We start from the raw sequence: 25982 nt of genomic DNA on the forward strand, positions 1-25982 counted from the left end.
TCGTTTTTGGTTTCCAGTCCGAGGCGAAGCCCTTGAGGTGGAAATGGCCAGCAGCGCCGAAAGGCGGGCCAGCCCGTGCTGGCCCGCCTCCCGTGCGGTTTTCTGGTTCCGGTCAAATCCAGGCCGGCGCCGGCGGCGCCGGGGTGACCGACCCGCCGTCGCGCGTTGCCGTGGTTCCGTCCGTGCCGCGGCCCGTCGCCCACTGTGCGATGGCGGGCAGGGGACCGGAAACCACGGTGGGTGAGGCAGCCGCCGTGTCACCGTAGGTCAGCGGCGACGCTGCGCCGGTGACCTTGACCAGAAGCCCTTGGTCGGTGCCGCGGGTGTGCCAGGCCCCGGTGATGTCCTTGAGCAGCCGTTCCAGGACGGGTGCGGGGATGTCCTTGAACGTCGCCCCGTTGTCCAGGTCCACGGCGTGCACCCATACCTCGCGGGTGCGCATCCACACGGTCTCTTCCGCCGGGACGGTCCTGCCCTGGACGGTTTTGACCTTATGGTGCCAGTTGTCGGCGGGCAGGTCGCGCCATTCCACGTTCAGGTGGACCGCCGAATGGTCGAACAGGTTCCGCAGTGCGATGGGACTCAGAGTGGCGCCGAAGTCGATCTCGTGGTTGCGGACCTCAACGGAGGAGTACATGGGTGTTTCCACTCCTGTGGCCGCCCATTCCACCAGCCGGGCGACGGCGCGGGCGTTGTAACCCACGTGGGCTACAACGTGGCGGCGGGTCCAGCCCGGCAGCAGCGAGTCCCCATCGAGTTCCGCGTCGGTCAGCTCGTTGAGCTTGCGGGCGAAGAACGCGGTGCCGCGCCGGGCCTGCAGCAGCCCGTCGAGCAGGACGGGGTCGGTGGTCAGGTCGTGCCGGGCAACCATCAGGCTTCCTTAACCACGCGGTTCGTCAGCTGGCCCAGGCCCTCGATGGTGGTCACCAGGACCTGGCCCTCCTGCAGGTAGCGCTTGGGGTCCTGGGCGTGGCCCACACCGCCGGGGGTGCCGGTGGCAATGACGTCGCCCGGGTTCAGGGTGATGATGGTGGAGATGTAGGAGACCAGGAATTCGGGCGTGAACACCAGGTCCGAGGTGGGGGTGCTCTGCTGGACTTCGCCGTCCACGGCCGAGGTCATCAGCGGTCCGGCAGTGAATTCGTCCTTGGTTACCAGTGCCGGGCCGAATGGGGTGGACTTTTCCCAGGTCTTGCCCTGCAGCCACTGGATGGTGCGGAACTGGTAGTCGCGCATGCTGATGTCGTTCAGCACGGAGTAGCCGGCGATGTATTCGGCTGCCTCTGCTTCGGGGATGCGGCGGCCGGACTTGCCGATGACCACGGCGAGCTCTGCTTCCCAGTCCACGGTGTCCGATTCCTGCGGCAGCGCGAGGTCATCGTTGGGGCCGATCAGGGATTCGGCGTACTTGGCGAACAGGGTGGGGTGCTCGGGGACCTCGCGTCCCATCTCCTTAATGTGGTTGCGGTAGTTGTGGCCCACGCAGATGATCTTGCCGGGGGACGGCACGACGGCGGCGAGGTCGGCGCCGTCCAAGGGGTGCGTTGCGCCGTTGGCTGCCTTCGCCGTGGTTTCCCAGGTGGGGTCCTTCAGCAGGGCCCCGACGTCGGAGAAGCCCGGGATTTCGGTGAGGGTGCCGCCGTCCTGGCGGACCGCCGTCGTGCTCTTGCCATTGCCTGTGTCTCCGGAATTCAGGCGGAGGGTGAGGAGTTTCATTACTTGGTGCGTCCTTCGATGTAGGTGCGGTTGAAGTTCAGGCGCTCAAAGATGGGGGCGTCGCTGAACCGGAAGAGATCAAACTCGGTTTCGGCCTGCAGGGACCAGGCGGCCCAGGACGGGACCACGAACAGGTCGCCCTTGGCCAGGACCCGGGTTTCGCCGTTCAGGGTCACGGTGCCGGTGCCTTCGAAGACCTGCCACACGCTGGAGCCCACCTCGCGGACGGTCTCGGTCCAGGCGCCGGCACGGAGCCGGTGGAACTCGGCGCGGATGGTGGGCATGACGTCCCCGCCGGTGGTGGGGTTGGTGTAGCGGATGGCCGCGTGGCCCTGGGAGACGGTGGCAGGGTGGCCCTCATCCTCGAGGAGCAGCTGTTCGCGCAGGGCGGCGTCGGTGTACTTCCACCGGTAGGCGGCGATGGGGGAGTTGGTGGTGTCATCGAGCCCGGAGAGCGGGCGGAGTCCGGGGTGGGCCCAGAGCCGTTCCGAGCGGGAGATGTCCGGGGTGGCTTCGTCGGTGACCCGCTCGGTGCCGAACTCGAAGAACCCTGCGTCGGCGTAGTGCACGAACGGGATGTCCAGGCCGTCGATCCACGCCATGGGCTGGTCGGTGTCGTTGTGGTGGCCGTGGAAGTTCCAGCCAGGGGTGAGCAGGAAGTCGCCGCGGGACATCCGGACCGGGTCCCCGTTCACCACGGTCCACACGCCCTCGCCCTCGACCACAAAGCGGAAGGCGTTCTGCGAATGGCGGTGCTCCGGGGCCGTCTCGCGGCCGCCCAGGTACTGGATCGCTGCCCACAGCGTGGGGGTGGCGTAGGGCGTCCCGGCCAGGCCCGGGTTGGCCAGTGCGATGGCGCGGCGTTCCCCGCCACGGCCCACGGGCACCAGGTCCCCGGCACGGGCGGCCAGCGGGTAGAGGTCATCCCACCGCCACACATGCGGCACTGCTTTGGGGGACGGGACCATGGGCATCAGGTCCGCGATCTCCGTCCACAACGGAATCAGGTTTTCCTTATCGAAATCCTTGTACAGCTGCTCGAGCTGGGCAGCCTCCTCGGGGGTGGGTTCGGGAACATGGTGTTCCTGCGCCACGGACTGGTGCGTTTGGTTTTCAGCGCTGATCGACACTGGCCTTCTCCTTGCGTGCGGACTGACTGCGACGTGGATTCGACCCTAAGGAAGCCTGCCTGTGATCTCCAACATATTCTGGCTGGCAGAATTGATGCGATGGGCCCTTGGAAGAGGTTCAGCCGCTGGCTGCCCCGTCCACCGGATTGGCTGCGATGTCTATTTCCAGCTGGCGCCGGGTTTCCATCATGACGCCCACCAGTCCGGCGTCGAACAGCGGCCGGAACCTGGCCACCGGCGTGGCCACGCTCAGGGCGCCCACCACCATGCCGCTGCCGTTGTGCAGCGCCATTCCGAAGGCGCTGATGCCCTCCTCGGTGCCCTCGAAGTTGGCCGCGAATCCGTTGGCCCGCACGGACTCAAGTTCGCGCAGGAAGGCCGGGTACTCGGCATCGGGAATGTAGTCGCCCGCGAGCTCCGCGTTCGGGCTGCGGAAGAGCTGCTCCAGCACGGCGGGATCCAGCTCGGCCAGGATGGCCTTTCCGCCGGAGGCCTTGTGCGCGGGGAGCAGGGTGCCCTGGCGGTCCCCGACGCGCAGGATGTTCGAGCTTTCCACCGTGTCCAGGAAGCGGACCTTGGTGCCCACCCGGATCATCAGGTTGACGGTCTCGTTAGTGCGCGCACACAGCAGTTCCATGTGCGGCCGGGAAATGTCCCGCAGTTGCCGGGTCCAGCTGAATCCCGCGGGCCCCGCACCCATCGCCGGGCCCGGCACGTACCGGCGCGTCTCATCCTGGACCGCAAATCCCCGGTAGACCAGCATGGCCAGGAGCCGGTGCGCCGTGGAGGGAGCCACGCCGAGTTCCGCGGCCGCGTCCTTGAGCCGGAGGCTGCCCACGTCCCGCAGGAGTTGGAGGAGCTGCAGTGCGTTGTCCACTGCCTCGATGGAGTAGGTGGGCTTCCGCCGTGCCGGAAGATTCTGCATAACAGAATCTTATGGGCGGGCCCGTAGGACTGCCAGCACAGTGGTGGGATGAATCACACAACTTCCGCTGCAGCGCCGCAGCGCATGGCCGCCCCCGCTCCGGGCGCAGGCCTTTCCGGGTTCCCCCGGCGTTCCGTGCTCGCCGTCCTGGTGTGCTGGCTGCTGGTCGTTTTCGACGGCTATGACCTGATCGTCTATGGCACCGTCCAGGGCTCCCTCATCAGCGACACCGGCTGGGGCCTGACCAAGGCCACAGCCGGAACCATCGGGTCCATGGCCTTTATCGGCATGATGATCGGGGCCGTCTTCGCCGGCCGCATGTCCGATACCTGGGGCCGCAGGCGCACCATCATCGGCTGCGCCATGGTGTTCTCCCTCTTCACCATCCTCTGCGCCTTCGCGCCCAACGCGCCGGTCTTCGGCGGCCTCCGCCTGCTGGCAGGCATCGGCCTGGGTGGCCTGGTGCCCTCCGCCAATGCCCTGGTGGCCGAGCTGGTGCCGGAAAAGTGGCGGTCCACCATCGCCACCCTGATGATGTCCGGCGTTCCCATCGGCGGCTCCATCGCCGCCCTGGTGGGCATCCCGCTGATTCCGGCCATCGGCTGGCCCGTGATGTTCCTGGTGGCCGTCGTCGCCCTGGTGGTGGTGATCCCGTTGGGTATCCGCTACCTGCCGGAGACGCTGGCGCCCAAACCTGCCGGCACAGCCGGCAGTGAGGCCAAGGACTCCGTGGGATTCGGCTCCCTCCTTCGGGCGCCGTACCTCGGCATCAGCCTGCTGTTCGCCATCGGCACGCTGGTGACCCTCTTCGCCTGGTACGGGTTGGGTACCTGGCTGCCCAACCTCATGCAGCTGGCCGGTTACAACCTTGGCTCCGCCCTGACGTTCGCGCTGGCGCTCAACCTGGGCGCCGTGGCCGGCTCGGTGCTGACCGCCTGGGCCGGCACCAGGTTCGGTCCCATTCCCACGGCGATCGCGGCAGCTGCCGTGGCCGCCGTCGCCCTGGTGGTACTGGTGACCGGGCCGCCCGTCGCCGTCGTCTATTTCATGCTGGTGCTTGCCGGCGTGGGAACGCATGGCACCCAGTGCCTGATCATCGCCGCGGTGGCCAGCCACTATCCGGCCCACCTCCGCGGTACCGCCCTTGGCTGGGCGCTCGGTGTTGGCCGGATCGGCGCCGTTGCCGCACCGCAGGCCGGCGGGCTCCTGCTCGCAGCGGGCCTGGGCGTCAATTCCAACTTCCTGGCGTTTGCCGGAGCAGCCGCCGCGGCAGCAGTCCTGATCGCGGCAGTCGGCATCAAAATCAAGAAATCAACAGCAGTAGGAGTTTCCAATGTCTAACGTCAAAGAGTCCACCGATGTCCTGGTGGTTGGTGGCGGCATGGCCGGACTGGCCGGAGCCCTGGCGCTCCGCGAAAACGGCGCGGACGTCACCCTGGTTGAAGTGGCACCGGCCTTCGGTGAAGTGGGTGCGGGCCTGCAGATGGCCCCCAACGCTTCCCGCGTCCTCAAGCGCTGGGGCCTGCTGGAGAAGGCGCTGGAAATCGGCGTCCAGCCCAAGCACCTGGTGTTCCGCGACGCGGTAACGGGCGAGGAACTGACCCGCCAGACCCTGGGCGGTGAGTTCGAGGAACGCTACGGCGCCCCGTACGTCGTCATCCACCGCAGCGACCTGCACCGGATCCTGCTGGAGGCCTGCCAGGAAGCCGGCGTCACCCTGGTGAACGACGTCCTGGTACAGAAGGTGGAAACCGACGGTGACCGGGCCCGCGCCTACACCGCCAAGGGCGAGGTCTTCGAAGCCGACGCCATCCTGGCAGCGGACGGACTGAAGTCCACCCTCCGCGGCACCGTTGCCAACGACGGTCCGGTGAACTCGGCCTACGTGGCGTACCGCGGAACGGTGCCCATCACGGAGGAGACGCCGGCCGCGGACCTGGAGGACGTCATCGTCTACCTGGGCCCGAATTGCCACCTGGTCCAGTACCCGCTCCGCAAGGGCCAGCTGCTCAATACCGTGGCAGTCTTCAAGTCCCCTTCATTCGAACGCGGCGAAGAGCAGTACGGCGGCGTAGACGAACTCGAGGCAGCCTACAAGGACTGCGTCCCCGCAGTTCAGGAAGCCCTGAAGAACCTGGCCACCGGCATCCGCTGGCCCATGTACGACCGCAATCCCATTGAGAACTGGGTCTCCGGCCGCATGGCACTCATGGGTGACGCCGCGCACCCCATGCTGCAGTATCTGGCCCAGGGTGCGTGCCAGGCGCTGGAGGACGCAGCCGTCCTGCAGGACGTGGCCCGCGACAAGGTCTTCACCCCCGAGGGCGTCGACGCCGGCGCCTGGGAAGCTGCCTTCCGCGAGTTCAACGAAACCCGTGCAGCCCGCACCGCGCGGGTCCAGCGGACCGCCCGGATCTGGGGCGAGTCCTGGCACGTGGACGGCGTGGCCCGCGTCCTGCGGAACATGCTGTTCAAGAGCCGCGGCGACAACAACTTCCAGTACAACGACTGGCTGTACGGCCGTAACGAGCCCGGCGCTCCGGCGGAGGTTCCGGCCGGCGCCAAGCTGGTGGAAGCCTAAGCACCGCATTCCCAAGGCGGGCATACGACGGCGGGTGGCTCCCGGCGTCGTACGCCCGCCTTTTGCATGGGCTGGGTGCGGAACAACCCATCGATTGCTCCGTACCTGTCCTTTTGGCCGCTGAAAACGGCAGTTTTGGAGCAATGGATTCGGTTACTGGGGCGCGGGACCCGTGGACTCCCTGACGGTCAGGTGCGTGGGCATGACGGCCAGCTGGCGGGTTGCACTTCCTGCAAGCGGGTTGAGCTGGGCCAGCAGCATGGACACCGCCACCCTGCCCGCCTGTTCGATGGGACTGGAGATGGTGGTCAGGGGCGGGTTGCAGAAGTCCGCCCCAAAAATATCGTCCGACCCAATAATGCTCATGTCGGCGGGCACCCGGATGCCGCGGGCCTGCAGCCGCTGGAGCATGCCGATGGCCAGCAGGTCGTTGAAGACGATGCAAGCCGTTGCCCCCGTCCTGACCGCGGCGTCCGCCGCCGCGGCCCCGGACGTCGTTTTCGGCGTGTAGGGGCCGATCCGGTGAACCTCCATCCCGCGCTTGGTCGCATCTTCCTCGAAGACCTTCCACCGCATCTGGTTGGACCACGAAGTGGGAGGTCCGGCCACGTAACAAACCTTGTGGTGGCCCAAGGAGGCCAGGTGCTCCAGCGCCTGGATGATGGCGGACGGCGTATCAATCATCACCGTCGGGGCGCTGGTGGATGCCCGGTTGAAGGTGACCAGCGGCTGCGTCCGCGAGACCTCCGCCAGTTGGGCGTCCGTCAGGCGCGAGGCGGCAAGGATGAAACCGTCGGCGGACTTGCGCATCTTATGCAGCGCGTCCAGTTCCATTTCGCTGGACTCCTCGGTGTCAACCAGGAGCTGGGTGACTCCGGCTGCCTTGAGCTGGTGCTGGGTGCCGCGGATGATGTCGAAGTAGAACGGGTTGGTGATGTCAGGCACCAGCACAGCTACTGCGTTGGTTCGCCCGGAGCTGAGCCCGCGCGCCTGCGAGCTCGGCACGTAGTTCAGTTCCGCTGCCGCCTCTTCGATCCTTACCCGGGTGCGCGGGTTGACCCGGTCTGGACGGGCGAGGGCGCGCGACACCGTGGAGGTGGCAACGCCAGCCAGTTCGGCCACGTCGCGGATGGTGGGCGGGCGGTCCGGCCGGGCATCCCTTTTGGGTACGCCCCTGGCGGTGTCTGTAGTCCCCGGGTCAGCCATGGCAGTGGACCTTTCCTTGCTGGCTGGACGAACCGCCGTCCGCAGTTTCCCGCCGGCGTGCCCTGACTTTTGCTTTATCCATATGAGCACTTATGGCAACTTTTGGCAACCGCTTGCCACGCGCTTGCCACCTTCCTAGACTGGCTTTCGAGTCGCCTGCAGTGATTTCCGCCACAGGACGGATGTGGCCATGCGGGTGTCCTAGAGGAGAAAAAACAATGAGGTTTAAATCGACTACTGGGCTTGCGGCGATCGTTACGGCGGCGGCACTCGCCCTGACCGGTTGCGGATCCAGCTCGGGCGGGGGCGGGGGCTCAACGAACGCGGACGGCAAAGTGGACGGGACGGGCAAGACCCTGAACGTTTTGACCGGCGTCCTGAGCCAGTACCCGGAGCAGCAAAAGCAGTGGCAGAGCGATATCGCTGCCAAGTTCAAGGCTGAGACGGGCGCCGACGTGAAGTTCGAAACGTTCGCCTCGGCCAACGATGAGCTCACCCGGATCCAGACGTCGGTCGTCTCGGGGCAGGGCCCGGACATCTACGGCTTGGGCACAACCTTCACTCCCACGGCCTACGCCACCAAGGCATTTGTCACCCTCTCCGACGACGACTGGAAGAAAGTGGGCGGCAAGGACCGCTTCAACCAGGCCGCCCTCGGCATCTCCGGGCCGGACAAAGACCACATGGCCGGCATCCCCTTCGTGAGCCGCCCGTTCGTGATGGCCTACAACAAGGACCTGCTGGCCGCGGCCGGCATTGACAAGCCCGCCACCAGCTGGGATGAGTTGGCAGCCCAGGCCAAGAAGATGACGACGGGTGACACCTACGGCATCGCCACCGGCTACAAGGACAACTATGATCCCTGGAAGTTCATCTGGGCCATGTCCGTGCAGGCAGGCAATCCGCTGGTTGATGGCAACAAGCTGAAGATGGACGACCCCACCGTCAAGAAGGCTTACGAAACCTATTTTGGCTGGCTGACCAATGACAAAGTGGTTGACCCCGCATCGGTGGGCTGGAGCAACAGCAACGCCGTTGCCGCCTTCGCCAGCGGCAAAGCCGGCTACCTCATGATGACCACCTCCAGCTCCATCCCCACGCTCGACAAGTCGGCCGTTGCCGGCAAGTACGCGTACACCCTGATGCCCACCATCGCCCCCGGTGAGACGCAGTCCAAGTCCGACGGCGACGCCGCCAGCATCCTGTCCGGCGACAACTTGGTGGTGGCTGACTACTCCAAGCAGAAGGACCTCGCCTTCGCCTACATCAAGCTCATCACCTCCAAGGATGAGCAGTTGAACTACCAGAAGACCTTCGGCGACCTGCCGGCCAACGCCGAGGCTCTCGCCAGCCTGACAGATCCCACGCTCAAGCCGGTGGCCGACGCCGCCGCCAAGTCCAAGGCAACTCCGTTCACCGGTGCATGGGGCGACATTCAGCTGGGCCTCCTCAACGTCACCGTGCAGTCCATCCCGGACCTGGCTGCGGGGAAAGTAGACGGTTCCGCCCTGGACCAAAGGATCAAGGACGCCCAGAACAAGGGCCAGGCTTCCCTGGACCGGGCCTCCAAAGGATAAGTTCTGATGTCAACCGACGCCTCACATGAAGTCCGGCTTGCGGCGGATACCGCCGCAGGCCGGGCGCCCCGGAACACCGACAACGATGGGCAACAGCCCGGCCACAAGGGTGGCCTGCGCCGCAAGGGCCTGAGCGAACGCAACCGCCCGCTCTGGATGCTCATCCCCGGCGGAGCCTTGATGATCATCATCATCGTGCTCCCGCTCCTGCTGGGCATTTACATGTCGGTCCTCAACCTGGACCAGTACACCCTGCGGAAGTGGATCAGCGCGCCGCTCATCGGAGTCGAAAACTTCGTTGAAGCAGTCACGGCTTCGCCCCTCCTGCACGCTGTCTGGCTCAGTGTCAGCTACTCGCTGTTGGCCATGGTGGTGACGCTGCCGCTGGGCATCGCTGCCGCGGTGGCCACGCAGAACGCGTTCAAGGGCCGGGCAGTGATCCGCTCGATCTTCCTCATCCCGTACGTCCTCCCGTCCTTCGTGGTGGCCACCGTGTGGCGGACCATGCTCCAGCCCGGCGGAATTGTTGATGAGGCTCTGGCTACCGTGGGTATCCACGTAGGGCTCTGGCTCAATGGCCCGCAGACCTTCTGGACGCTGGTGCTGGTCCAGATTTGGGCTTCCTGGCCTTTCATCTACCTGCTGGCGCTGTCCGGCCTGCAGTCCGTAGACCACGAAGTGCACGAAGCGTCAGCCCTGGACGGGGCACTGTGGTGGAACAAGCTGCGGTACGTGATCTTCCCCTACCTGAAGGGCCCGCTGGCGCTGGCCTTCCTGATCGGGATGCTGCACCACATCAACAACTTCACCCTCCCGTTTGTGCTGTTCGGCGTCCCGGCCCCGGCCGACGTCGAAGTCCTCCCCATCCTGACCTACGTCACCAGCTTCCAGAGCTTCCGCTTTGGCCTGAGCGCCGCCATGGCCTTCATTTCCCTGGTGCTCATCGCCATCCCGCTGTTCGTTTACCTGCGCGCCGTGAAGCTTGACGACGCCGAGACTCCAGGAGCGAAGAAATGAGCGCCACTACAGCCACCCGGCGCAGCGCGCGAAGTGTCGCAGTTGACCGTCCGGGCTCGCACCGGCAGCACGAGGTGTTGCGGCTGCTCCCCGGCCCCCTGCTCGTTATCATCCTTGTCTTCCTCGGCGCCCTGGTCCTGATCCCTGTGCTCTACATCTTCCTGGCCTCCGTGAATTCGGACATCGGGGTGGCCAATGGCGAGTTCTGGCCATCAACGGTCACGTTTGAGAACTACTCGAAGATCTGGACCAGCGTGGGCCTCGCCACCGGCCTGACCAACAGCGTCCTGGTGGCCGGTGCCACCGCAGTGGTCTCCGCGGCGCTGTCCATCTCCACGGCGTTCGTCCTGGTCCGCTACACCTTCCGCGGGCGCCTGACCATCCTCCGTGGCCTGCTGGCTCTGCAGTCCGTGCCCGGCACCCTGATGGTGCTGCCGGTCTTCGTCCTGTTTTCGTCGGCTGCGACCTATCTCGGGATCCAGGTCATCGGCACCCAGTGGGGCCTGTTCGTCACCTACCTGACGTTCGCCATGCCGTTCTCCACCTGGGTGATGGTGACCTACCTCCGGGGGCTTCCCAAGGAGCTGGAAGAAGCAGCCCGGATCGACGGCGCATCCCACCTCGGGGTCCTCTTCCGCATCATCCTGCCGCTCAGCTGGCCCGGCATCGTTGTCTCCGGCATCTTCGCGTTCCTGCTCGGCTGGAACGACGTGCTGTTCGCCTCGGTGATGACCCGGCCGGAAAGCCAGACCGCCGCCGTCGCGCTCCAAATCTTTGGTGCCTCCCAGGAAGGCGGCGCCATTCCCTTCTACGGCCAGATGATGGCGGCGGCACTGGTCTGCGCTGCTCCGGTGGTCATTCTTTACTTGATTTTCCAGCGTTACCTAGTAGGCGGGCTGACCGCCGGAGGAGTTAAATAACCATGGTTTCGACCACCCAGGTCACCTGGCAGCTGTCAGGCTTCGGCGACGAGATCGACGACGACCCCGCAATCCAGATCGCAGTGCTGCAGGCTCTCGGCGCCAACCACATCGAGGTCCGCAGCGCATGGGGCACCAACATCGTGGACCTCAGCGACGAACAGCTCCAGTCCCTCGCAACCCTGCTCGCCCAGAAGGACATGAAGGTTTCCGCCATTGCGTCCCCCGTCGGGAAGGTGGATGTCAGCCTGCCCGTGGAGCACGAGGTGGAACGCCTCCGCCGGGCGGCCAATGCCGCCAAGGCCCTGGGTGCCAAGTACATCCGCATCTTCTCCTTCTACTACGGAGAGTCGGTACAGGTGGAGAGCATCCGGGATGCCGTGATGGAGCGCATGCGCGCCCTTGCCGACGTTGCGGAGGAAGCCGGCGTGGTCCTCCTGCACGAGAACGAGAAGGACATTTTCGGGGACATCCCGGACCGGGTCCTGGACATCATCGAGACCGTGAACTCGCCCGCCCTGAAGGTTGCATGGGATGCCGCGAACTTCGTCCAGGTAGGGGTCAAACCCTTTGACGAGGGATACGCCAAGCTTCGCCCGCACCTTGAGTACCTCCAGGTCAAGGACGCCCTCTTCGCCAACGGCCACGTGATGCCGGCCGGTGAAGGCGACGGCGACCTCCTCCCCACCGTGGAAGCGCTTAAGGCCGATGGGTACCAAGGCTTCGCCTCCCTGGAACCGCACCTGGCCGGAGCCCACGGACTGGGCGGTTTCTCAGGCCCCACCGCCTTCGGCATTGCAGCACGAGCCTTCGCAAAAGTCACCGCAGAAGCAGGAGTCCAGACCGCATGAGCACCCTGAACGTAGCCATCACCGGATGCGGCACCATTGGCCGCACCCACGCCGTGGCCCTCCGCGAATTCCCGGAAACCCGCATCGTGGCACTCATTGACGCCATACCCGCAGCGGCCGAGGCCCTGGCGGATTTTATTGAGAAGCAGGGCGGGGAACGGCCTGCCCTGTACACCACGCAGGCGGAAGCGTTCGCCGCGGAGGACATCCACCTGGTGGCGTTGGCAACGCCCAGCGGCCTCCACATCCAGCAAGGCCTGGAAGTCCTGGCCGCCGGCAAGCACGTAGTGATCGAGAAGCCCTTGGATGTAGACCTCAGCCAGGCCCAGGAGATCGAAGCCGCAGCCAACAAAGCTGCGGAAAAGGGGATCGTTGCATCGGTGATCAGCCAGCACCGGTTCGACCAGTCAAGCGTGGCCGTAGCCGACGCCATCGCCAAGGGACGCTTCGGCCGGCTGACGTCTGCGATCGCTTCCGTCGCCTGGTGGCGCAGCCAGGGATACTACGATTCGGGCGACTGGCGCGGCACCTGGGCCATGGACGGCGGCGGCGCCCTTATGAACCAGGGCGTCCACACCGTGGACCTGCTCCTGTGGTTCATGGGCCGTCCCGTGGAAATCCACGCCCACACTGCCCGGCTGGCCCACGAACGCATCGAAGTTGAGGACACGGCAGTAGCTACCGTCACCTTCGAAAACGGCGGGCTGGCCGTCCTGCACGCCACCACCGCTGCCTATCCGGGGCTGACCGTTCGTGTCCAGCTCATGGGATCCGAAGGATCGGCCGTGGTGGACAATGACCGCCTGCAGTACTTCCACAGCAGGGACGCCGGCGGCGAATCCGCGGACATGGGCCTTCAGGGCGGCGGCAACCAGGCCGACGAGGAACTGGCCAAGTACCCGCAAGAGGACTACAAGGCCGCCGATCCCACCGTCTACCCCGCCGGGCATGTGCGGCAGTACCGGGACATCCTGGGCGCCATCGCCGCCGGCAGGCAGCCGGGTGTCACCGTCAGTGACGCCGTCAATGCGCTCGCGGCGGTGCGCTCCGTCTACGTTTCAGCCACCCTGGGCCAGCCCGTCCTCTTCGACGACGTCCTGGCGGGCAAGTACAACGACCTTGAAGTCCGCACCGGCAGCACCGCGGCAGAAAGCGCCTAAGACCATGAAGTTTTCAGTATTTACTGCATCAACCCCCGAATGGACCCCTGAAGAAGCAGTACAGCACCTCGCTGAGCAGGGCTGGGACGGCGTTGAATGGCGCATTACAGACCAGGCTGAGTCTGCCGAGCCGGGCTTCTGGGCCGGCAACAAGGCCACAGTTCCGCTCACCGGCATGGAAGACCACCTGGACCGGATTGCCGCCATCACCAGCGCCGCCGGCCTGGAGTTCTCCGGTGTAGGTGGATATGCCCGGTGCGATAACCACGCGGATGTGGACCGGATGCTGGCTGCCACGGCCAGGCTTGGCGCACGCCAGGTCCGGGTAACCACACCTCCGCTGGGAACCGCGGCGTGGGGCAACGAACCGGCCAGCGGCACGTCCTACCCGGAACTGTTCGAAGGAGCGCGCCGTGACTTCGAATGGATCGCGGAGCGGGCTGCCCACCACGGCGTCAAAGCCCTCGTGGAACTGCACCACCGCACCATCACCGCTTCCGCCTCGTCCGCGCTCCGCCTGCTGGACGGACTGGATGCGCGCCATGTGGGCGTCATCCATGACCTGGGCAACCTGCTCATCGAAGGGCAGGAGGACTACCTCCCTGCATTCGAGCTCCTGGGCGACTACCTGGCCCACGTGCACGTGAAGAACGCCATGTGGGTCAACAGCGGTGAAACCGACGAATCCGGAGCCGCCATTTACCGGAACGAGTGGGCTCCGCTGCGTTCAGGCCAGGGCAGCGTGCTGCAGTACTTCAAGGCGCTCGCTGCGTTCGGCTACGACGGATGGGTGACCGTGGAGGACTTCTCCACCGAGCACCCGTTGGCCCAGCGGACGGTTGACAACCTTGACTACCTCCGCTCCACGGCTGCCCTGGCCGGGCTCTCCGTCCCGGCGGGGAGGCGTTGAGCCATGCGCCAACCCATAGCCGACCACCCGGACCGGCTGCTGCCGGCCGATCCCGGTGTCCGGGACATCGCGCGGTCGCTTTTCGAAAAGGTGGAGCGGCTCCCCATTATCTCGCCACACGGGCACGTGGACGCGGCGGTCATCGAACTGAACACCCCCTTCCCTGACCCGGCCGCTCTCCTGGTCACTCCTGACCACTACGTCACCCGGCTGATCCATGCCGGCGGTGTCTCCATGGACCAGCTGGGCCTGGGCAGCCGGCCTGCTGATTCGCGGCAGGTGTGGCGCCACTTCTGTGACGCCTGGCCGGACTTTGAAGGAACGGCGTCCGGCTACTGGATCCGGCAGGAGTTCGCCCACGTGTTCGGCCTGGCGGAGGAACCGTCCGCGGAGAACGCGGACCGGCTTTACGACGCCCTGCAGGCCAAACTCTCCGAGCCGGGCTTCCGGCCCCGCGAGCTGTTCAAAGAGTTCAACATCGAGGTGCTCGCCACCACGGATGACCCCCTGGACTCGCTGGACAGCCACGCCGCCCTGCACGCAGACCCCTCGTTCGCCGCCCGCGTGCTCCCTACCTTCCGCCCCGACCAGTACCTCAACATGGCGCATCCGGCCTGGCAGGACAACGTTGAGCGCCTCATTGCCACTGCCGGGGAGGGTTCCTCGGGGTATGCAGGCTATATCAAGGCCCTCGAAGCGCGCCGCCGCCACTTTGTGGAGCGCGGGGCTGTGTCCGCTGACCACGGCGTGTTCACGCCCACCACGCTGAAGCTGGACGTTGCCGAGGCGGAGCGGCTGTTTGAGCGCGGCAGGGCAGGCCAGGCGAGTGCTGCGGACAGGAACGCCTTCGAAGCGCACATGATCTACCAGATGGCGCGGATGTCGGTGGAGGACGGGCTGGTCATGACCATCCATCCCGGCTCATTCCGCAACCACCACGCGCCCACGTTCGAAGCCTTCGGGGCGGACACCGGCCATGACATCCCGGTGGCGGTCAACTACACGGAGGCCGTGCGCCCGCTGCTGCAGGACTTCGGGACGGCCAAGGACTTCCACCTGGTCCTGTTCACCCTGGATGAGACGGTGTTTTCCCGGGAGCTGGCCCCGCTGGCAGGTTTCTACCCCTCGGTGTACCTGGGAGCGCCATGGTGGTTCCTGGATGCACCGGACGCCATGCTCCGCTTCCGCTCGGCGGTGACGGAAACGGCAGGGTTCTCACGGTCATCAGGGTTCATCGACGACACCCGGGCGTTCTGCTCCATTCCAGCCCGCCACGACACGGCCCGGCGGATCGAGGCTTCCTTCCTGGCCCGGCTGGTGGCCGAGCACCGGATCACCGAAGAGCGGGCCCACGAGGTGATTGTGGACATCATCGATGCCTCACCGCGGCGGGTGTTCAAGCTGTGAACGCCGCGCCGCCTGCACTCAGCCGCAGCCTCAAGCCGCTGCCCAAGGCCCCGGTGCGCATCGTGCACCTCGGCCTGGGGGCATTCCACCGGTCCCACCAGGCCTGGTACACGCAGCATGCGCCGGACGCGGCGGAGTGGGGCATTGCGGCGTTCACCGGCCGCCGGCCCGACGCTGCGGAGGCGCTGTCCGCACAGGACTGCCTCTATACGTTGGTGGAGCGGTCCGCTGGTGGCGACAGCTTTGAGGTGGTGGGCAGCATCGTCGAGGCCGTGGATGGCGCCAACGTCGCCAGGCTCAGCGAGCTTGTGGCGGCGAAGGAGACCGCCATTGTCACGCTGACCATCACCGAGGCAGCCTACGGGCTGGCCGCGGATGGAACGTTCGACGCCGACGCACCGGCCGTGGCGGCTGACCTCCGCGCGCTGGCAGCAGCAGCGTCCGGGGGGACTTCCACTTCCGGGAGGACGGGGGTGCCAGGCACACCTTTGGGGCGCCTGGTGCTGGCCCTGGCCGGCCGTATGGGCAGCGGTGCGGGACCACTCGCCGTCGTCAGTTGTGACAATCTTTCGGCCAATGGCGACGTTGCCCGAAAGGCAGTCCTGGGCATGGCGTCGGCCTGGGGGCCTGGCTTGGGGGAGTGGATCGGGGCGAACGTCAGCTTCGTCAGTACCTCGGTGGACAGGATCACACCGCGGACCACTGACGCGGACATCTCGGAGGTGGCAGAGCGGTGCGGCTACAGTGACAGCTCGCCGGTGGTGGCCGAGCCTTTCCGGAACTGGGTGCTCAGCGGAAGCTTCCCGGCCGGGAGGCCGCGCTGGGAGGATGCCGGCGCCGTCGTTGTTGATGACATCGAGCCATACGAGAACCGCAAACTGTGGCTCCTCAACGGGTCGCACTCCATCCTGGCGTACGCCGGGCAGCTCCGCGGGCACGCAACCGTAGCCGAGGCCCTGGCCGACCCGGCCTGCCGTAAGGCAGTGGAGGACTTCTGGGATGAGGCCGCAAACCACCTGCAGGCTGCAGGGCTGGACATTCCTGCATACCGGCAGGCCCTGCTGGAGCGGTTCGGGAATGCCCGCATCGCCCACCGGCTGGCCCAGATCGCTGCCGACGCCACCACAAAGCTGCGGATGCGCGCCGTGCCCGTCATGGCGGCGGAACGGGCCAGCGGCCGCAGCGGTTCCGGCGCCGCCCTGATGCTTGCCGCATGGATCGACTACGTGGCGGCCGCGCAGGACTTCCAGGACCCGCTGGCGTCCGGGATCCGCGAGGCAAATGCGCTGGAAGGCAGCGAGAGGGTCCGGGCCCTGCTTCGCCTGGTCAGTGCGGACATCGCCGAGGACCCTGGCGTTGTTTCCCTGGTCCACGGTCTGTGCGGATCCTTCACAGCCACAGCGGCACATTCCGCCACCCCAACACGTCTTTAGACCCTGCTTTTTTACTTCCGGAAGGAACAGTTAGTCCCATGAAGATCATTGCCGCCGAGGTGTTTGTTACCAGTCCGTCCCGGAACTTCGTGACGTTGCGGATTACTACGGAGGATGGTGTGACCGGGATTGGTGATGCCACGTTGAATGGGCGTGAGTTGGCTGTTGCCGCGTATTTGAAGGAGCATGTGGCGCAGTTGCTGATCGGGAAGGATCCGCACCGGATTGAGGATACGTGGCAGTTCCTGTACCGGTCGTCGTATTGGCGGCGGGGTCCGGTGACGATGGCGGCGATCGCCGCGGTGGATATGGCGTTGTGGGATATCAAGGGCAAGGTGGCCGGGCTGCCGGTGTACCAGCTGCTCGGTGGTGCGTCGCGGAACGGGTTGCGCGCGTACGGGCACGCGTCGGGTTCGGATATTGAGTCGCTGTTTGATTCGGTGCGGGAGCATTTGGAGTTGGGGTACAAGTCGATCCGGATCCAGACGGCGGTGCCGGGGATCAAGGCCGTGTACGGGGTGGCGGCGCAGGCGCAGGCGTCGGGGGAGCGGTATGACTATGAGCCGGCCGGGCGGGGTGCGTTCCCGGTGGAGGAGGACTGGGACACCCGGGCGTATCTGCGGCATTTGCCGACGGTGTTTGAGGCGGTGCGGAATGAGTTCGGCCCGGAGCTCCCGTTGCTGCATGACGGGCATCATCGGATGACGCCGATCCAGGCGGCGAGGCTGGGCAAGGCGCTGGAGCCGTATGACCTGTTCTGGCTGGAGGACTGCACGCCGGCGGAGAACCAGGAGGGGCTGCGCCTGGTCCGCCAGCACACCACCACGCCGCTGGCCATCGGGGAGATCTTCAACACCGTGTATGACTTCCAGACGCTGATCAAGGAACAGCTGATCGATTATGTCCGGGCGGCGTCCACGCACTTCGGCGGGATTTCGCCGTTGAAGAAGGTGATGGATTTCGCCGCGCAGTACCAGATCAAGTCCGGGTTCCACGGCCCTACGGATATTTCCCCGGTGGGCTTCGCGGCGCAGCTGCACGTGGGGTTGGCGATCCATAATTACGGGATCCAGGAGTACATGCAGCACTCGGACAAGACCAACGAGGTCTTCGAGCAGTCCATGACCTTCTCCGACGGGTATCTGCACCCGGGCGACAAGCCCGGGATCGGCGTTGAATTCAACGAAGAAGCCGCCGCAGCCTATCCGTACCAGCAGGCCTACCTGCCCTACAACCGCCTGGTCGACGGCACCGTCCACGACTGGTAAGAAGGACAATTTCGGTGAGCAACAACAAACCCGCCCCTGCCAAACCCCGTGTGGTGGTGATGGGCGTCTCCGGATGCGGCAAGACCACCATCGGCGACCTCGTGGCCCGCGAACTGGGGGTCCCGTTCCTTGACGGCGACTCCCTCCACCCCGTGGAAAACGTGGCCAAGATGGCAGCCGGCACGCCGCTGACGGATCAGGACCGCTGGCCCTGGCTGGCAACGGTCGGCAGCAGGCTTGCAGCTGCGGGCAACGGCGGATTGGTCCTGGCCTGCTCGGCCCTTCGCCGCAGCTACCGCGACGCCATCCGGGAACAGGCCCCGGACACCATCTTCCTGCACCTGAACGGCAGCAAGGAGGTTCTGAAGGCCCGGACCGAAGGACGGACCGGGCACTTCATGCCTCCCGCGCTGCTGGAATCCCAGCTCGCCACCCTGGAACCGCTGCGGGAAGACGAATCCGGAGTGGTGGTGGACATCTCCGCGCCCGTCCCGGAAGTGGTGGCCCAGGCACTCAAGGCGATTGCCGGCGTCGTACGTCCCGCCAACGGTGCCCGGGGCACCGCGCCGCGCCAGTTCGACGTCGACCTCGCGGCAGCGCCGTTCAATCTCGACGCCGACGCCATCGCCTGGGTGGAGGGCACCATTGGTGCCATGACGCTCGAGGAAAGGATCGGGCAGCTGTTCATCAACCACAACAACGACTACTCGCCGGAGTACCTCGACGGGGTGCTGGAGAACTACCACGTGGGCGGCATGCGCTATCGGCCCGGTCCTTCAGCCGCGGTCCAGGAACACATCCGCTACGCACAGTCCAAGACCCGAATTCCCCTGCTGATTGCGTCCAACCCGGAGATGGGCGGCGCCGGCAGCTGCGACGATGGCACGTTCGTGTCCACGCACCTGCAGGCGGGCTCGCACCCGGACAAGAACATCGCCCGGCAAATGGGCCAGGTCGCAGGCGTTGAGACGGCGGCACTGGGCTGCAACTGGGCCTTCGCGCCGATCGTGGACATCCACTACAACTGGCGGAACACGGTCATTTCCACTCGTTCATTTGGCAATACGCCAGAGGTCGTGGTGGAGCGGGCCAAGGAATACTTCGACGGCATCAGCGAATCGCCCACGGCCTGTGCCATGAAGCACTTCCCCGGCGACGGCATCGATGAGCGGGACCAGCACGTAGTGACGTCCTACAACACCCTTGGCTACGAGGAGTGGGACCGGACGTACGGGCACGTGTACCGGGAGATGATTGCGCACGGCGTGCAGTCCATCATGGTGGGCCACATTGGCGCGCCGGAAGTCTCCCGGCATTTCCGGCCGCGTCTTTCGGATGCCGAAATTTTGCCGGCCACGTTGTCCCCGGAGTTGCTGCAGGACCTGCTGCGGGGCGAGCTTGGCTTCAACGGGCTGGTGCTCACCGACGCCTCTCAGATGGTGGGCCTGACGCAGGCGAAGAAGCGCAAGGACCTGGTACCGGCCACGATTGCCGCCGGCTGCGACATGTTCCTGTTCTTCCGGAATCCAGCCGAGGACTTCCAGTACATGCTGGACGGGTACAAATCGGGCATCATCACCGAGCAGCGGCTGCATGATGCGCTGCGGCGGATCCTTGGGCTGAAGGCGTCCTTGGGACTGCACCTGAAAGCTGCGGACCAGCTGGTGCCGACTGCCGGGGCTCTTGCCGTCATTGGATCCGCCGAGCACCGGGCCATCGCCGCTGGGATTGCCGACAAGACGGTGACCCTGGTTAAGGACACCGCAGGGAACCTGCCCATCACCCCGGCCACCCATCCGCGGATCCGTTTGTACGGCATTTCCGGTGGCGCCGACTTCACCCGTGCCGACCCGCTGGCCTACCTGGAGGTGGTGAAGGAGGAACTGGAGGCTGCCGGCTTCGAGGTGCATCTGTTCCGTACTGCCGAGCAGCGCGAGGCTGCGGGGGAGACCGGGGTGAACTTTATGTCCATCATCTCCGAAGAGGCCACAGGGGACTACGCGGACAAGTACGACGCTGCCTTTGTCTTTGCCAATGTGAAGGGCTTTGCGCAGGAGGCGGCAATCCGCATCAAGTGGTCTTCGCCGATGGCAGCGGAAATCCCGTGGTACGTCACGGAGGTGCCCACGGTGTTCGTGTCCCTCAACCAGCCGAACCACCTGATCGACGTGCCCATGGTCAAGACGGCCATCCACGCGCATGCAGGGACGCGGGAGGCCATTCGGGCTGCGGTGGAAAAGATCCAGGGCAAATCGGAGTTCCAGGGCACGTTCAACGACAACGTGTTCTGCGGGTCGTTTGACACCCGGCTGTAGCACTACTGTGCTTGTGGGAGGGCGCCGCCGTCGAAACCGCAGTGACCGCAGCCGCTCTCAGCGCTCCCTTTGCTGTGCCCTGTCTGGCTTGCCGGTCCGGCTGCGCTGCTCCGATAACCAAGTAAGGGCAACGGGTTCGCTGGTGAAGTAGGCCGTAGGAGTCAGGGACCGCTGGGAAAACGCCGCCACAACTTTGCCCATGGGACCATCCCCAATGAGCGCCACAGCGGAGAACCCGCGGTAAGCGTTCATGCCGGCCCTGGCTTCCGGGGTCAATCCCGGCCACTCCTGCGAGATCAACGAGAAGAGGCAGGACCCGGCCGCCGCTGAGGCCTTCCAGGACCCGGGCAGCCCGGACGGCAATGTCGTACGTTATGAGGACTTCCGGTGTCCACCGCAACTGCAGCACGCCCTTTTCACAAGCGGCAGTAAAGAATTCGTTCATTCCCGCCCTGGATTCTCCCTAAGGGTTTTTATTCCAGACACTTGACTGGTTGAGACCCTATCCTGCCTGATCACTACGACAATTGGCCCGACGTTAGGCAGGCGTAAATTGTTCGGACCGGCCGCCCATCCCGCCTATGTAGTGTGAACACGTGGACTCCTCCTGTGAACTCGCTGATGGCATTGTCCTCCGTCCCGTCAAGGCGGCGGACGCAGGGCCGCTGGCTGCGGCGTTCCAAACGAACCGAGTCCACCTTGCCCCTTGGGAACCGGTCAGGGCAGAGGAGTTCTACACAGTCGAGGGGCAGCGCGCGGTGATTCAAAGACGGCGGGCTGAACGTGATTCAGGCACAGCGCTCTCCATGGTGCTGGCACGTGATGACGGCATCCTGGGCCTGCTGACCCTCAGCTCGATTGTGCGCGGTGCGTTCCAGAACGCCCACCTCGGCTACTGGATCTCCCGATCCTTCCAGGGCAGGGGGCTCATGACTGCGGCGGTGGCCGCGGCCCTGGACATCGCGAAAGATAATCTCGGACTCCACCGCCTCGAAGCCGCCACCCTGGTGCACAATGTTGCTTCGCAAAGAGTGCTGGAAAAGAACGGATTTGAGGCCTACGGTACGGCGCGTGCGTACCTACAAATAGCCGGCCAGTGGCAGGACCACCGCATGTACCAGCGGATTCTCTGACTGCCGCACGGTTTCGGTGGGCCGGGGAGAGTAGTTGCTTTTGCGGCTACCAATGCCTCGACGACACATGCGAAGATGTCGGCCGGACCCGCGGATGGATGCAAACGGGCGAAGTCGATATGTGGGAGGTCATGTGCGCGCGATTGTCTTGGACCAGATAGCAGGGCCGTTGGCTGTCCGGGAGGTTGAAGAGCCAAAGGTGCCGGTGGGCGGCGTCGTCATCAGCGTCGTCGCTACCGGGCTTTGCCGCAGCGACTGGCACGCGTGGGCCGGCCACGACGAAATTGCCCTGCCACACGTCCCCGGCCATGAGTTCGCCGGCGTCGTCGTCAGTGTCGGTCCGGGAGTGACGAAGTGGACGGTCGGCGACCGGGCCACCGCACCATTCGTTGAGGGCTGCGGCACCTGCGAGTGGTGCCTTGCCGGCAACGCGCAGGTTTGCCCGGAGCAGCAACAGCCTGGCTTCACCCACTGGGGTTCCTTTGCCGAGCAGGTGGTGATTCACGCCGCGGATACCAATCTCGTGGCGATCCCCGAAGGGGTCACCTTCGAGGCAGCTGCCAGCCTGGGATGCCGGTTCGCGACTGCTTACCGTGCGCTTACCGGCCGGGGCCGCCTTGCTGCCGATGAATGGGTCACTGTCGTAGGGGCAGGCGGGGTGGGGCTCAGCGCCGTCATGATCGCCAAGGCACTTGGCGGCAAGGTCATCGCTGTTGACCGGAACCCGGCTGCCCTCGATGTGGCGGCGTCCCTCGGTGCCGACCACGTATTGGTTGCAGACGGCTCAGATATCCCGCCGCAGGTGCATGCACTGACGGGAGGAAGCCATATCTCCATCGATGCCGTGGGCAGTGAGCAGACGTGCGCCGACGCGCTCCTGAGCCTTCGCCGCCGCGGACGGCACGTGCAGATCGGGCTCCTGCCGCCCGTCGACGGTCATCCCCGTGTGCCCATGGCAAGGGTGATCGCGTGGGAACTGGACGTCTTTGGAAGCCACGGAATGGCCGCGGCGGACTATCCCGGGATGCTTGCCCTGATTGAATCGGGGGCGCTCGAACCGCAGAAGCTCATCGAACGCGTCATCGGGCTGGAGGAGGCAGCCGGCATGCTGCCACGGCTCGACACCGCGAATGTCGCGGGCATGACGATGATTGATCCGACGCGCTGACGCTTTCGTCGTCGACAGCCCGTTAGGCCGCTTCCTTCCGGGATGAGAAAAGGCCCTGCTCCCTTCGTTTACAAGGGAAACAGGGCCTTTCTCTTTGGCGGTGACGGTGGGATTTGAACCCACGTTGGCTTTTACACCAAACAACATTTCGAGTGTTGCACCTTCGGCCGCTCGGACACGTCACCAACCTCAATAGGGTACCGGAGCAAGGCCTGCATCCCCAAAACGTGGGTACACCAAGCCGATGGTCCCGCAGCTGATCTCAAATGTCGTACCCCCTTGTCATGATGGGTTTATGGGGAAAGCGGCGGTGGCGAAGGCGTTTGAGGACATCAAGGCTGCCCTCACTGTGCTCAACACAGAAGTTGATGGGGCGGGCTCAGAGGCGTTTTCGAAGGCTGACCCGTTGGCGGGGTTGGCGGATGGTTGCCTGGACGTTCTGGCCCGGTCCCGGGAGGTCGAGGCCGGGATCGCGGGGCTAAAAGCGAAAGCCGCGGTGCGGCATGCGGAGACTGCCTGGGCTGTTGCGGGGCCGGATGTGCCGGTGGTGGCGCAGGAGATGGCGGTCGCGGCCGAGATCGGGTGCGTGCTGGCACTGGGGCCGCGGGCTGCGGCGTCGTTCCTGGGCACGTCCCACGCCCTGACAGCGACGTTGCCGCGGACCTTTGCTGCACTGCAGGCCGGGGTTCTGTCCTGGAGCCATGCGGTGGCCATGGCAGATGAAACGGCGAGCCTTGATCCTGCGGGGGCCGCGGCGTTGGAAGCCCATTTCATGGATCCCGACGCGCTGGACCCGGCCAGGGGCTGCCCGGTGGGGGAGATGCCCGCGCATCGGTTCAGGGCCAAGGCCCGCACCTGGCGGGAACGCCACCACGCCGAGAGCATCGAGAAGCGGCACGCCAAGGGAGTTGCTGACCGGAGGGTGGAGCTCCGGGCTGACCAGGACGGCATGGCCTGGCTCTCCGCGTACGTCCCAGCGGACCAGGCGGTGGCTGGGTGGAACCGGCTCACGGCTATCGCCAGGGGAATGCAGGGACCGGACGAGTCCCGCAGCATGGCCCAACTGCGGGCGGACACCTTTGCCGACGCGGTTCTTGGCAGCGGAACTCCCACCAGCACGGACGCCCGCGATACCGCAGCCGTGACCGTTGAAGGAACAGATTTCCCGTCGTCACCAATCCGCGCCCAGGTCCTGGTCACCGTCCCGGTGCTCTCCCTGTCGGGCATGACGGATGAACCGGCCATGCTGGACGGGTATGGGCCCATCCCGGCGTCCATGGCACGGCGGCTCGTCGCGAACGGTGCGGGGTCGTTTTACCGGGTGCTGGTGGATCCACGGGACGGGGCGCCGCTGGAGATCGGCAGGACCAGCTACCGAATCACGAAAGCGATGCGGGCCTGGCTGAGGATGCGGGACGGCAAGTGCCCGTTCCCCGGTTGCAGCAACAACTCCCTGGACAACGACGCCGACCACATCCTCGCCTGGGCCAACGGCGGCACCACGGGCATCAGCAACCTGGGACAGCCCTGCCGCAAACACCACAAACTCCGCCACACCACAGGCTGGAAACCCACCCCGGCCAGCAAAAACGAACCACCCGGCTGGACCTCACCCACAGGCCGGCACTACAAAAGCGAGCACCAGGACTGGGAACCAACCCAATGGCCCTCGGGATTCCTCCCCGGCGAACGAAGCCTCCTCGAGGAAGCGCTCCTTGAGCATCTTGTCTCTTGACGCGGCGTCGAACCATGCGCCATGAAACCCCGCCATGCGCCGTCGGACTTTCGCCGTCCATGCGCGTCCGGCTAGATTCATCAGCAAGATGACAAATTCACAGACTCCGATCCACGCAACCGCATACTGGACCACTGCCAAGGAGCACGGCGAGCTCAGGGCCGAGGAGGTGCCCGCCCCAGGGCCGGGCGAAGCGCTGGTCCGTACCCTCTACTCCGGGATCAGCAAGGGCACCGAAATGGTGGTCCACGCTGGAGCGGTGCCGCCCCGGGTCGCGGAAGAAATGCGGGCGCCGCGCCAGGAAGGTGAGTTTCCCGGGCCGGTAAAGTTCGGTTACCTCTCCGTTGGGGTCGTGGAGGAGGGGCCCGAAGACTGGAAAGGCGCGCGCGTCTTCTGCCTGAACCCCCACCAGGACCTTTATGTGGTTCCGGTGGACTCACTGACCAGGATTCCCGGCGACGTTCCATCCCGGCGCGCCGTCCTCACCGGCACCGTGGAAACGGCGGTCAATGCCCTCTGGGAAGCCGGGCCGCGGCTGGGAGACCGGATTGCAGTCGTCGGCGCCGGCCTGGTGGGCGGCATGGTGGCCACGCTGCTTCGCACCTTTCCGCTGCAGCGCCTGCAACTGGTGGACCTCGACCCCGGCAGGAAGGAACTCGCGGACGCCTTGGGGGTGGACTTCGCGCACCCCGATGACGCGCTGCCTGATTGCGACATCGTGTTCCACTGTTCTGCCTCGCAGGAAGGCCTCGCGCGCAGCCTGCAACTCGTCGGCGATGAGGGCGACGTCATCGAAATGTCCTGGTACGCCAACCGGGAAGTTACTGTCCCGTTGGGGGAGGATTTCCACGCAAGGCGGCTGTCCATCCGGGCCAGTCAGGTAGGCATGGTGGCCCGCGCCCGGCGCCACCGCCGCACCAATGCCGACCGCCTGGACCTGGCAGTGTCGCTGCTGAAGGACTCCGTCTTCGACGCATTCCTGACCGGAACCTCCCCGTTCGAGGACCTGCCGGGCGTGGTTCAAAGCCTCGCGGACGGCACCCTGGAAGCCCTGTGCCACGTCGTCGAATACCCCGCGAGCAGCCCAACACCCAGCCCAGCCGCCCACGACTCCGAAAACCTGAGGTAACCCATGTTCAGCCTGACCGTCCGCCGCCACTTCATGATCGCCCACAGCCTTCCGCGCGAGGCCTTCGGCCCAGCCCAGGGACTCCATGGGGCAACCTTCGTCGCAGAGGTGTCTTTCCACCGTCGCGCCCTGAACGACGATGCGATCGTCCTGGACATCGGCGCCGCCGGGACCATCATCGAGGAAGTGCTCGCCGGCCTGAACTACCGCAACCTGGATGAGCACCCGGACTTCCAGGGCAAGCTCAGCACCACGGAGGCCCTCGCCGAGTACATCGCCCGGAAGGTTGCCGCGCAGGTCAAGGAGAGCGATGACGGCCGCGAACTCGCAGGCATCGACGTAACCCTCCGCGAGAATCCGGACGCCTGGGCCACCTATTCCCTGGACCTCACCGCCTGACC

The 25982-nt window shown here is 65.7% G+C and carries 22 protein-coding genes and 1 tRNA gene; 17 read left to right on the forward strand and 6 right to left on the reverse strand.

Features of this window, described 5'->3' with window-relative positions:
* Positions 1 to 112 precede the first annotated feature (112 nt).
* The 4 genes from ACTAQI_RS19875 to ACTAQI_RS19890 form a co-directional block, all read right to left on the reverse strand.
* Positions 113 to 871, reverse strand: a complete 759-nt coding sequence (locus ACTAQI_RS19875) for a maleylpyruvate isomerase family mycothiol-dependent enzyme (protein WP_457948169.1) — start codon at positions 869 to 871, stop codon at positions 113 to 115.
* Entirely contained in the window at positions 871 to 1716 is an 846-nt protein-coding gene (locus ACTAQI_RS19880; protein ID WP_457948171.1) for a fumarylacetoacetate hydrolase family protein, read from the reverse strand. The genes ACTAQI_RS19875 and ACTAQI_RS19880 overlap by 1 nt, the downstream gene beginning before the upstream one ends.
* On the reverse strand, positions 1716 to 2846 hold the full coding sequence (locus ACTAQI_RS19885) for a cupin domain-containing protein (protein WP_457948173.1): 1131 nt from the start codon (positions 2844 to 2846) through the stop codon (positions 1716 to 1718). Before ACTAQI_RS19885 ends, ACTAQI_RS19880 begins: the two co-directional genes overlap by 1 nt.
* 118 nt (positions 2847 to 2964) lie before the next feature.
* Positions 2965 to 3771, reverse strand: a complete 807-nt coding sequence (locus ACTAQI_RS19890) for an IclR family transcriptional regulator (protein ID WP_457948175.1) — start codon at positions 3769 to 3771, stop codon at positions 2965 to 2967.
* A gap of 48 nt (positions 3772 to 3819) precedes the next feature.
* Between ACTAQI_RS19890 and ACTAQI_RS19895 the strand changes: the two genes are divergently transcribed.
* Together ACTAQI_RS19895 and ACTAQI_RS19900 are read left to right on the forward strand one after the other, a co-directional pair.
* Complete coding sequence (locus tag ACTAQI_RS19895) at positions 3820 to 5112, forward strand: MFS transporter (protein ID WP_457948177.1); 1293 nt, start codon at positions 3820 to 3822, stop codon at positions 5110 to 5112.
* Complete coding sequence (locus ACTAQI_RS19900) at positions 5105 to 6352, forward strand: FAD-dependent oxidoreductase (protein ID WP_457948179.1); 1248 nt, start codon at positions 5105 to 5107, stop codon at positions 6350 to 6352. The genes ACTAQI_RS19895 and ACTAQI_RS19900 overlap by 8 nt, the downstream gene beginning before the upstream one ends.
* 153 nt (positions 6353 to 6505) lie before the next feature.
* Here the strand turns inward: ACTAQI_RS19900 and ACTAQI_RS19905 are convergent, their stop codons facing one another.
* Complete coding sequence (locus tag ACTAQI_RS19905; protein ID WP_457948181.1) at positions 6506 to 7558, reverse strand: LacI family DNA-binding transcriptional regulator; 1053 nt, start codon at positions 7556 to 7558, stop codon at positions 6506 to 6508.
* A 218-nt stretch (positions 7559 to 7776) separates the two neighbouring features.
* On the opposite strand from ACTAQI_RS19905, the gene ACTAQI_RS19910 reads away from it, so the two are divergent.
* From ACTAQI_RS19910 to ACTAQI_RS19965, 12 genes are all read left to right on the forward strand, one after another.
* Positions 7777 to 9135 (forward strand): ABC transporter substrate-binding protein, encoded by a 1359-nt coding sequence (locus ACTAQI_RS19910; protein ID WP_457948183.1) that lies wholly within the window; start codon positions 7777 to 7779, stop codon positions 9133 to 9135.
* A gap of 6 nt (positions 9136 to 9141) precedes the next feature.
* The gene (locus ACTAQI_RS19915) at positions 9142 to 10152 is read left to right on the forward strand and encodes a carbohydrate ABC transporter permease (protein ID WP_457948185.1); all 1011 of its coding nucleotides are present in this window, start codon (positions 9142 to 9144) and stop codon (positions 10150 to 10152) included.
* Complete coding sequence (locus tag ACTAQI_RS19920) at positions 10149 to 11072, forward strand: carbohydrate ABC transporter permease (protein WP_457948187.1); 924 nt, start codon at positions 10149 to 10151, stop codon at positions 11070 to 11072. Before ACTAQI_RS19915 ends, ACTAQI_RS19920 begins: the two co-directional genes overlap by 4 nt.
* A 2-nt stretch (positions 11073 to 11074) precedes the next feature.
* A complete protein-coding gene (locus ACTAQI_RS19925; RefSeq protein WP_457948189.1) occupies positions 11075 to 11923 on the forward strand; it encodes a sugar phosphate isomerase/epimerase family protein in 849 nt (282 codons plus the stop codon).
* Entirely contained in the window at positions 11920 to 13083 is a 1164-nt protein-coding gene (locus ACTAQI_RS19930) for a Gfo/Idh/MocA family protein (protein ID WP_457948191.1), read from the forward strand. Before ACTAQI_RS19925 ends, ACTAQI_RS19930 begins: the two co-directional genes overlap by 4 nt.
* Before the next feature lie 4 nt (positions 13084 to 13087).
* Entirely contained in the window at positions 13088 to 13993 is a 906-nt protein-coding gene (locus ACTAQI_RS19935; protein ID WP_457948193.1) for a sugar phosphate isomerase/epimerase family protein, read from the forward strand.
* Positions 13994 to 13996: 3 nt separating this feature from the next.
* On the forward strand, positions 13997 to 15400 hold the full coding sequence (gene uxaC / locus ACTAQI_RS19940; RefSeq protein ID WP_457948195.1) for a glucuronate isomerase: 1404 nt from the start codon (positions 13997 to 13999) through the stop codon (positions 15398 to 15400).
* A complete protein-coding gene (locus ACTAQI_RS19945; protein ID WP_457948197.1) occupies positions 15397 to 16833 on the forward strand; it encodes a mannitol dehydrogenase family protein in 1437 nt (478 codons plus the stop codon). Before uxaC ends, ACTAQI_RS19945 begins: the two co-directional genes overlap by 4 nt.
* 38 nt (positions 16834 to 16871) lie before the next feature.
* Positions 16872 to 18101, forward strand: coding sequence for a D-mannonate dehydratase ManD (manD, locus tag ACTAQI_RS19950; protein WP_457948199.1), 1230 nt, complete (start codon positions 16872 to 16874; stop codon positions 18099 to 18101).
* A gap of 59 nt (positions 18102 to 18160) precedes the next feature.
* On the forward strand, positions 18161 to 20416 hold the full coding sequence (locus ACTAQI_RS19955; protein WP_457951115.1) for a gluconokinase, GntK/IdnK-type: 2256 nt from the start codon (positions 18161 to 18163) through the stop codon (positions 20414 to 20416).
* A 596-nt stretch (positions 20417 to 21012) separates the two neighbouring features.
* On the forward strand, positions 21013 to 21549 hold the full coding sequence (locus ACTAQI_RS19960; protein ID WP_457948201.1) for a GNAT family N-acetyltransferase: 537 nt from the start codon (positions 21013 to 21015) through the stop codon (positions 21547 to 21549).
* A gap of 133 nt (positions 21550 to 21682) precedes the next feature.
* Positions 21683 to 22717, forward strand: coding sequence for a zinc-binding dehydrogenase (locus tag ACTAQI_RS19965; RefSeq protein WP_457948203.1), 1035 nt, complete (start codon positions 21683 to 21685; stop codon positions 22715 to 22717).
* A 95-nt stretch (positions 22718 to 22812) separates the two neighbouring features.
* Here the strand turns inward: ACTAQI_RS19965 and ACTAQI_RS19970 are convergent.
* Positions 22813 to 22902, reverse strand: a tRNA-Ser gene (locus ACTAQI_RS19970).
* A gap of 110 nt (positions 22903 to 23012) precedes the next feature.
* On the opposite strand from ACTAQI_RS19970, the gene ACTAQI_RS19975 reads away from it, so the two are divergent.
* The 3 genes from ACTAQI_RS19975 to ACTAQI_RS19985 all read left to right on the forward strand — a co-directional run bounded on the left by ACTAQI_RS19975 (position 23013) and on the right by ACTAQI_RS19985 (position 25980).
* The gene (locus ACTAQI_RS19975) at positions 23013 to 24452 is read left to right on the forward strand and encodes a DUF222 domain-containing protein (protein WP_457948205.1); all 1440 of its coding nucleotides are present in this window, start codon (positions 23013 to 23015) and stop codon (positions 24450 to 24452) included.
* An 88-nt stretch (positions 24453 to 24540) separates the two neighbouring features.
* Positions 24541 to 25581, forward strand: a complete 1041-nt coding sequence (locus ACTAQI_RS19980) for a dehydrogenase (RefSeq protein ID WP_457948207.1) — start codon at positions 24541 to 24543, stop codon at positions 25579 to 25581.
* Positions 25582 to 25584: 3 nt separating this feature from the next.
* The gene (locus ACTAQI_RS19985) at positions 25585 to 25980 is read left to right on the forward strand and encodes a 6-pyruvoyl trahydropterin synthase family protein (protein WP_457948209.1); all 396 of its coding nucleotides are present in this window, start codon (positions 25585 to 25587) and stop codon (positions 25978 to 25980) included.
* Positions 25981 to 25982 lie beyond the last annotated feature (2 nt).

The organism is Pseudarthrobacter sp. alpha12b (assembly GCF_054130495.1).

Excerpts from the sequence above, each read along its gene's own strand:
- ACTAQI_RS19890 (WP_457948175.1), bottom strand. The coding sequence starts at position 3,771 with ATGCAGAATCTTCCGGCACGGCGGAAGCCCACCTACTCCATCGAGGCA.
- ACTAQI_RS19900 (WP_457948179.1), top strand. The coding sequence starts at position 5,105 with ATGTCTAACGTCAAAGAGTCCACCGATGTCCTGGTGGTTGGTGGCGGC.
- manD (WP_457948199.1), top strand. The coding sequence starts at position 16,872 with ATGAAGATCATTGCCGCCGAGGTGTTTGTTACCAGTCCGTCCCGGAAC.
- ACTAQI_RS19930 (WP_457948191.1), top strand. The coding sequence starts at position 11,920 with ATGAGCACCCTGAACGTAGCCATCACCGGATGCGGCACCATTGGCCGC.
- ACTAQI_RS19935 (WP_457948193.1), top strand. The coding sequence starts at position 13,088 with ATGAAGTTTTCAGTATTTACTGCATCAACCCCCGAATGGACCCCTGAA.
- ACTAQI_RS19905 (WP_457948181.1), bottom strand. The coding sequence starts at position 7,558 with ATGGCTGACCCGGGGACTACAGACACCGCCAGGGGCGTACCCAAAAGG.
- ACTAQI_RS19875 (WP_457948169.1), bottom strand. The coding sequence starts at position 871 with ATGGTTGCCCGGCACGACCTGACCACCGACCCCGTCCTGCTCGACGGG.
- ACTAQI_RS19985 (WP_457948209.1), top strand. The coding sequence starts at position 25,585 with ATGTTCAGCCTGACCGTCCGCCGCCACTTCATGATCGCCCACAGCCTT.
- ACTAQI_RS19910 (WP_457948183.1), top strand. The coding sequence starts at position 7,777 with ATGAGGTTTAAATCGACTACTGGGCTTGCGGCGATCGTTACGGCGGCG.
- ACTAQI_RS19980 (WP_457948207.1), top strand. The coding sequence starts at position 24,541 with ATGACAAATTCACAGACTCCGATCCACGCAACCGCATACTGGACCACT.
- ACTAQI_RS19925 (WP_457948189.1), top strand. The coding sequence starts at position 11,075 with ATGGTTTCGACCACCCAGGTCACCTGGCAGCTGTCAGGCTTCGGCGAC.
- ACTAQI_RS19975 (WP_457948205.1), top strand. The coding sequence starts at position 23,013 with ATGGGGAAAGCGGCGGTGGCGAAGGCGTTTGAGGACATCAAGGCTGCC.
- uxaC (WP_457948195.1), top strand. The coding sequence starts at position 13,997 with ATGCGCCAACCCATAGCCGACCACCCGGACCGGCTGCTGCCGGCCGAT.
- ACTAQI_RS19920 (WP_457948187.1), top strand. The coding sequence starts at position 10,149 with ATGAGCGCCACTACAGCCACCCGGCGCAGCGCGCGAAGTGTCGCAGTT.
- ACTAQI_RS19880 (WP_457948171.1), bottom strand. The coding sequence starts at position 1,716 with ATGAAACTCCTCACCCTCCGCCTGAATTCCGGAGACACAGGCAATGGC.
- ACTAQI_RS19895 (WP_457948177.1), top strand. The coding sequence starts at position 3,820 with ATGAATCACACAACTTCCGCTGCAGCGCCGCAGCGCATGGCCGCCCCC.
- ACTAQI_RS19955 (WP_457951115.1), top strand. The coding sequence starts at position 18,161 with ATGGGCGTCTCCGGATGCGGCAAGACCACCATCGGCGACCTCGTGGCC.
- ACTAQI_RS19915 (WP_457948185.1), top strand. The coding sequence starts at position 9,142 with ATGTCAACCGACGCCTCACATGAAGTCCGGCTTGCGGCGGATACCGCC.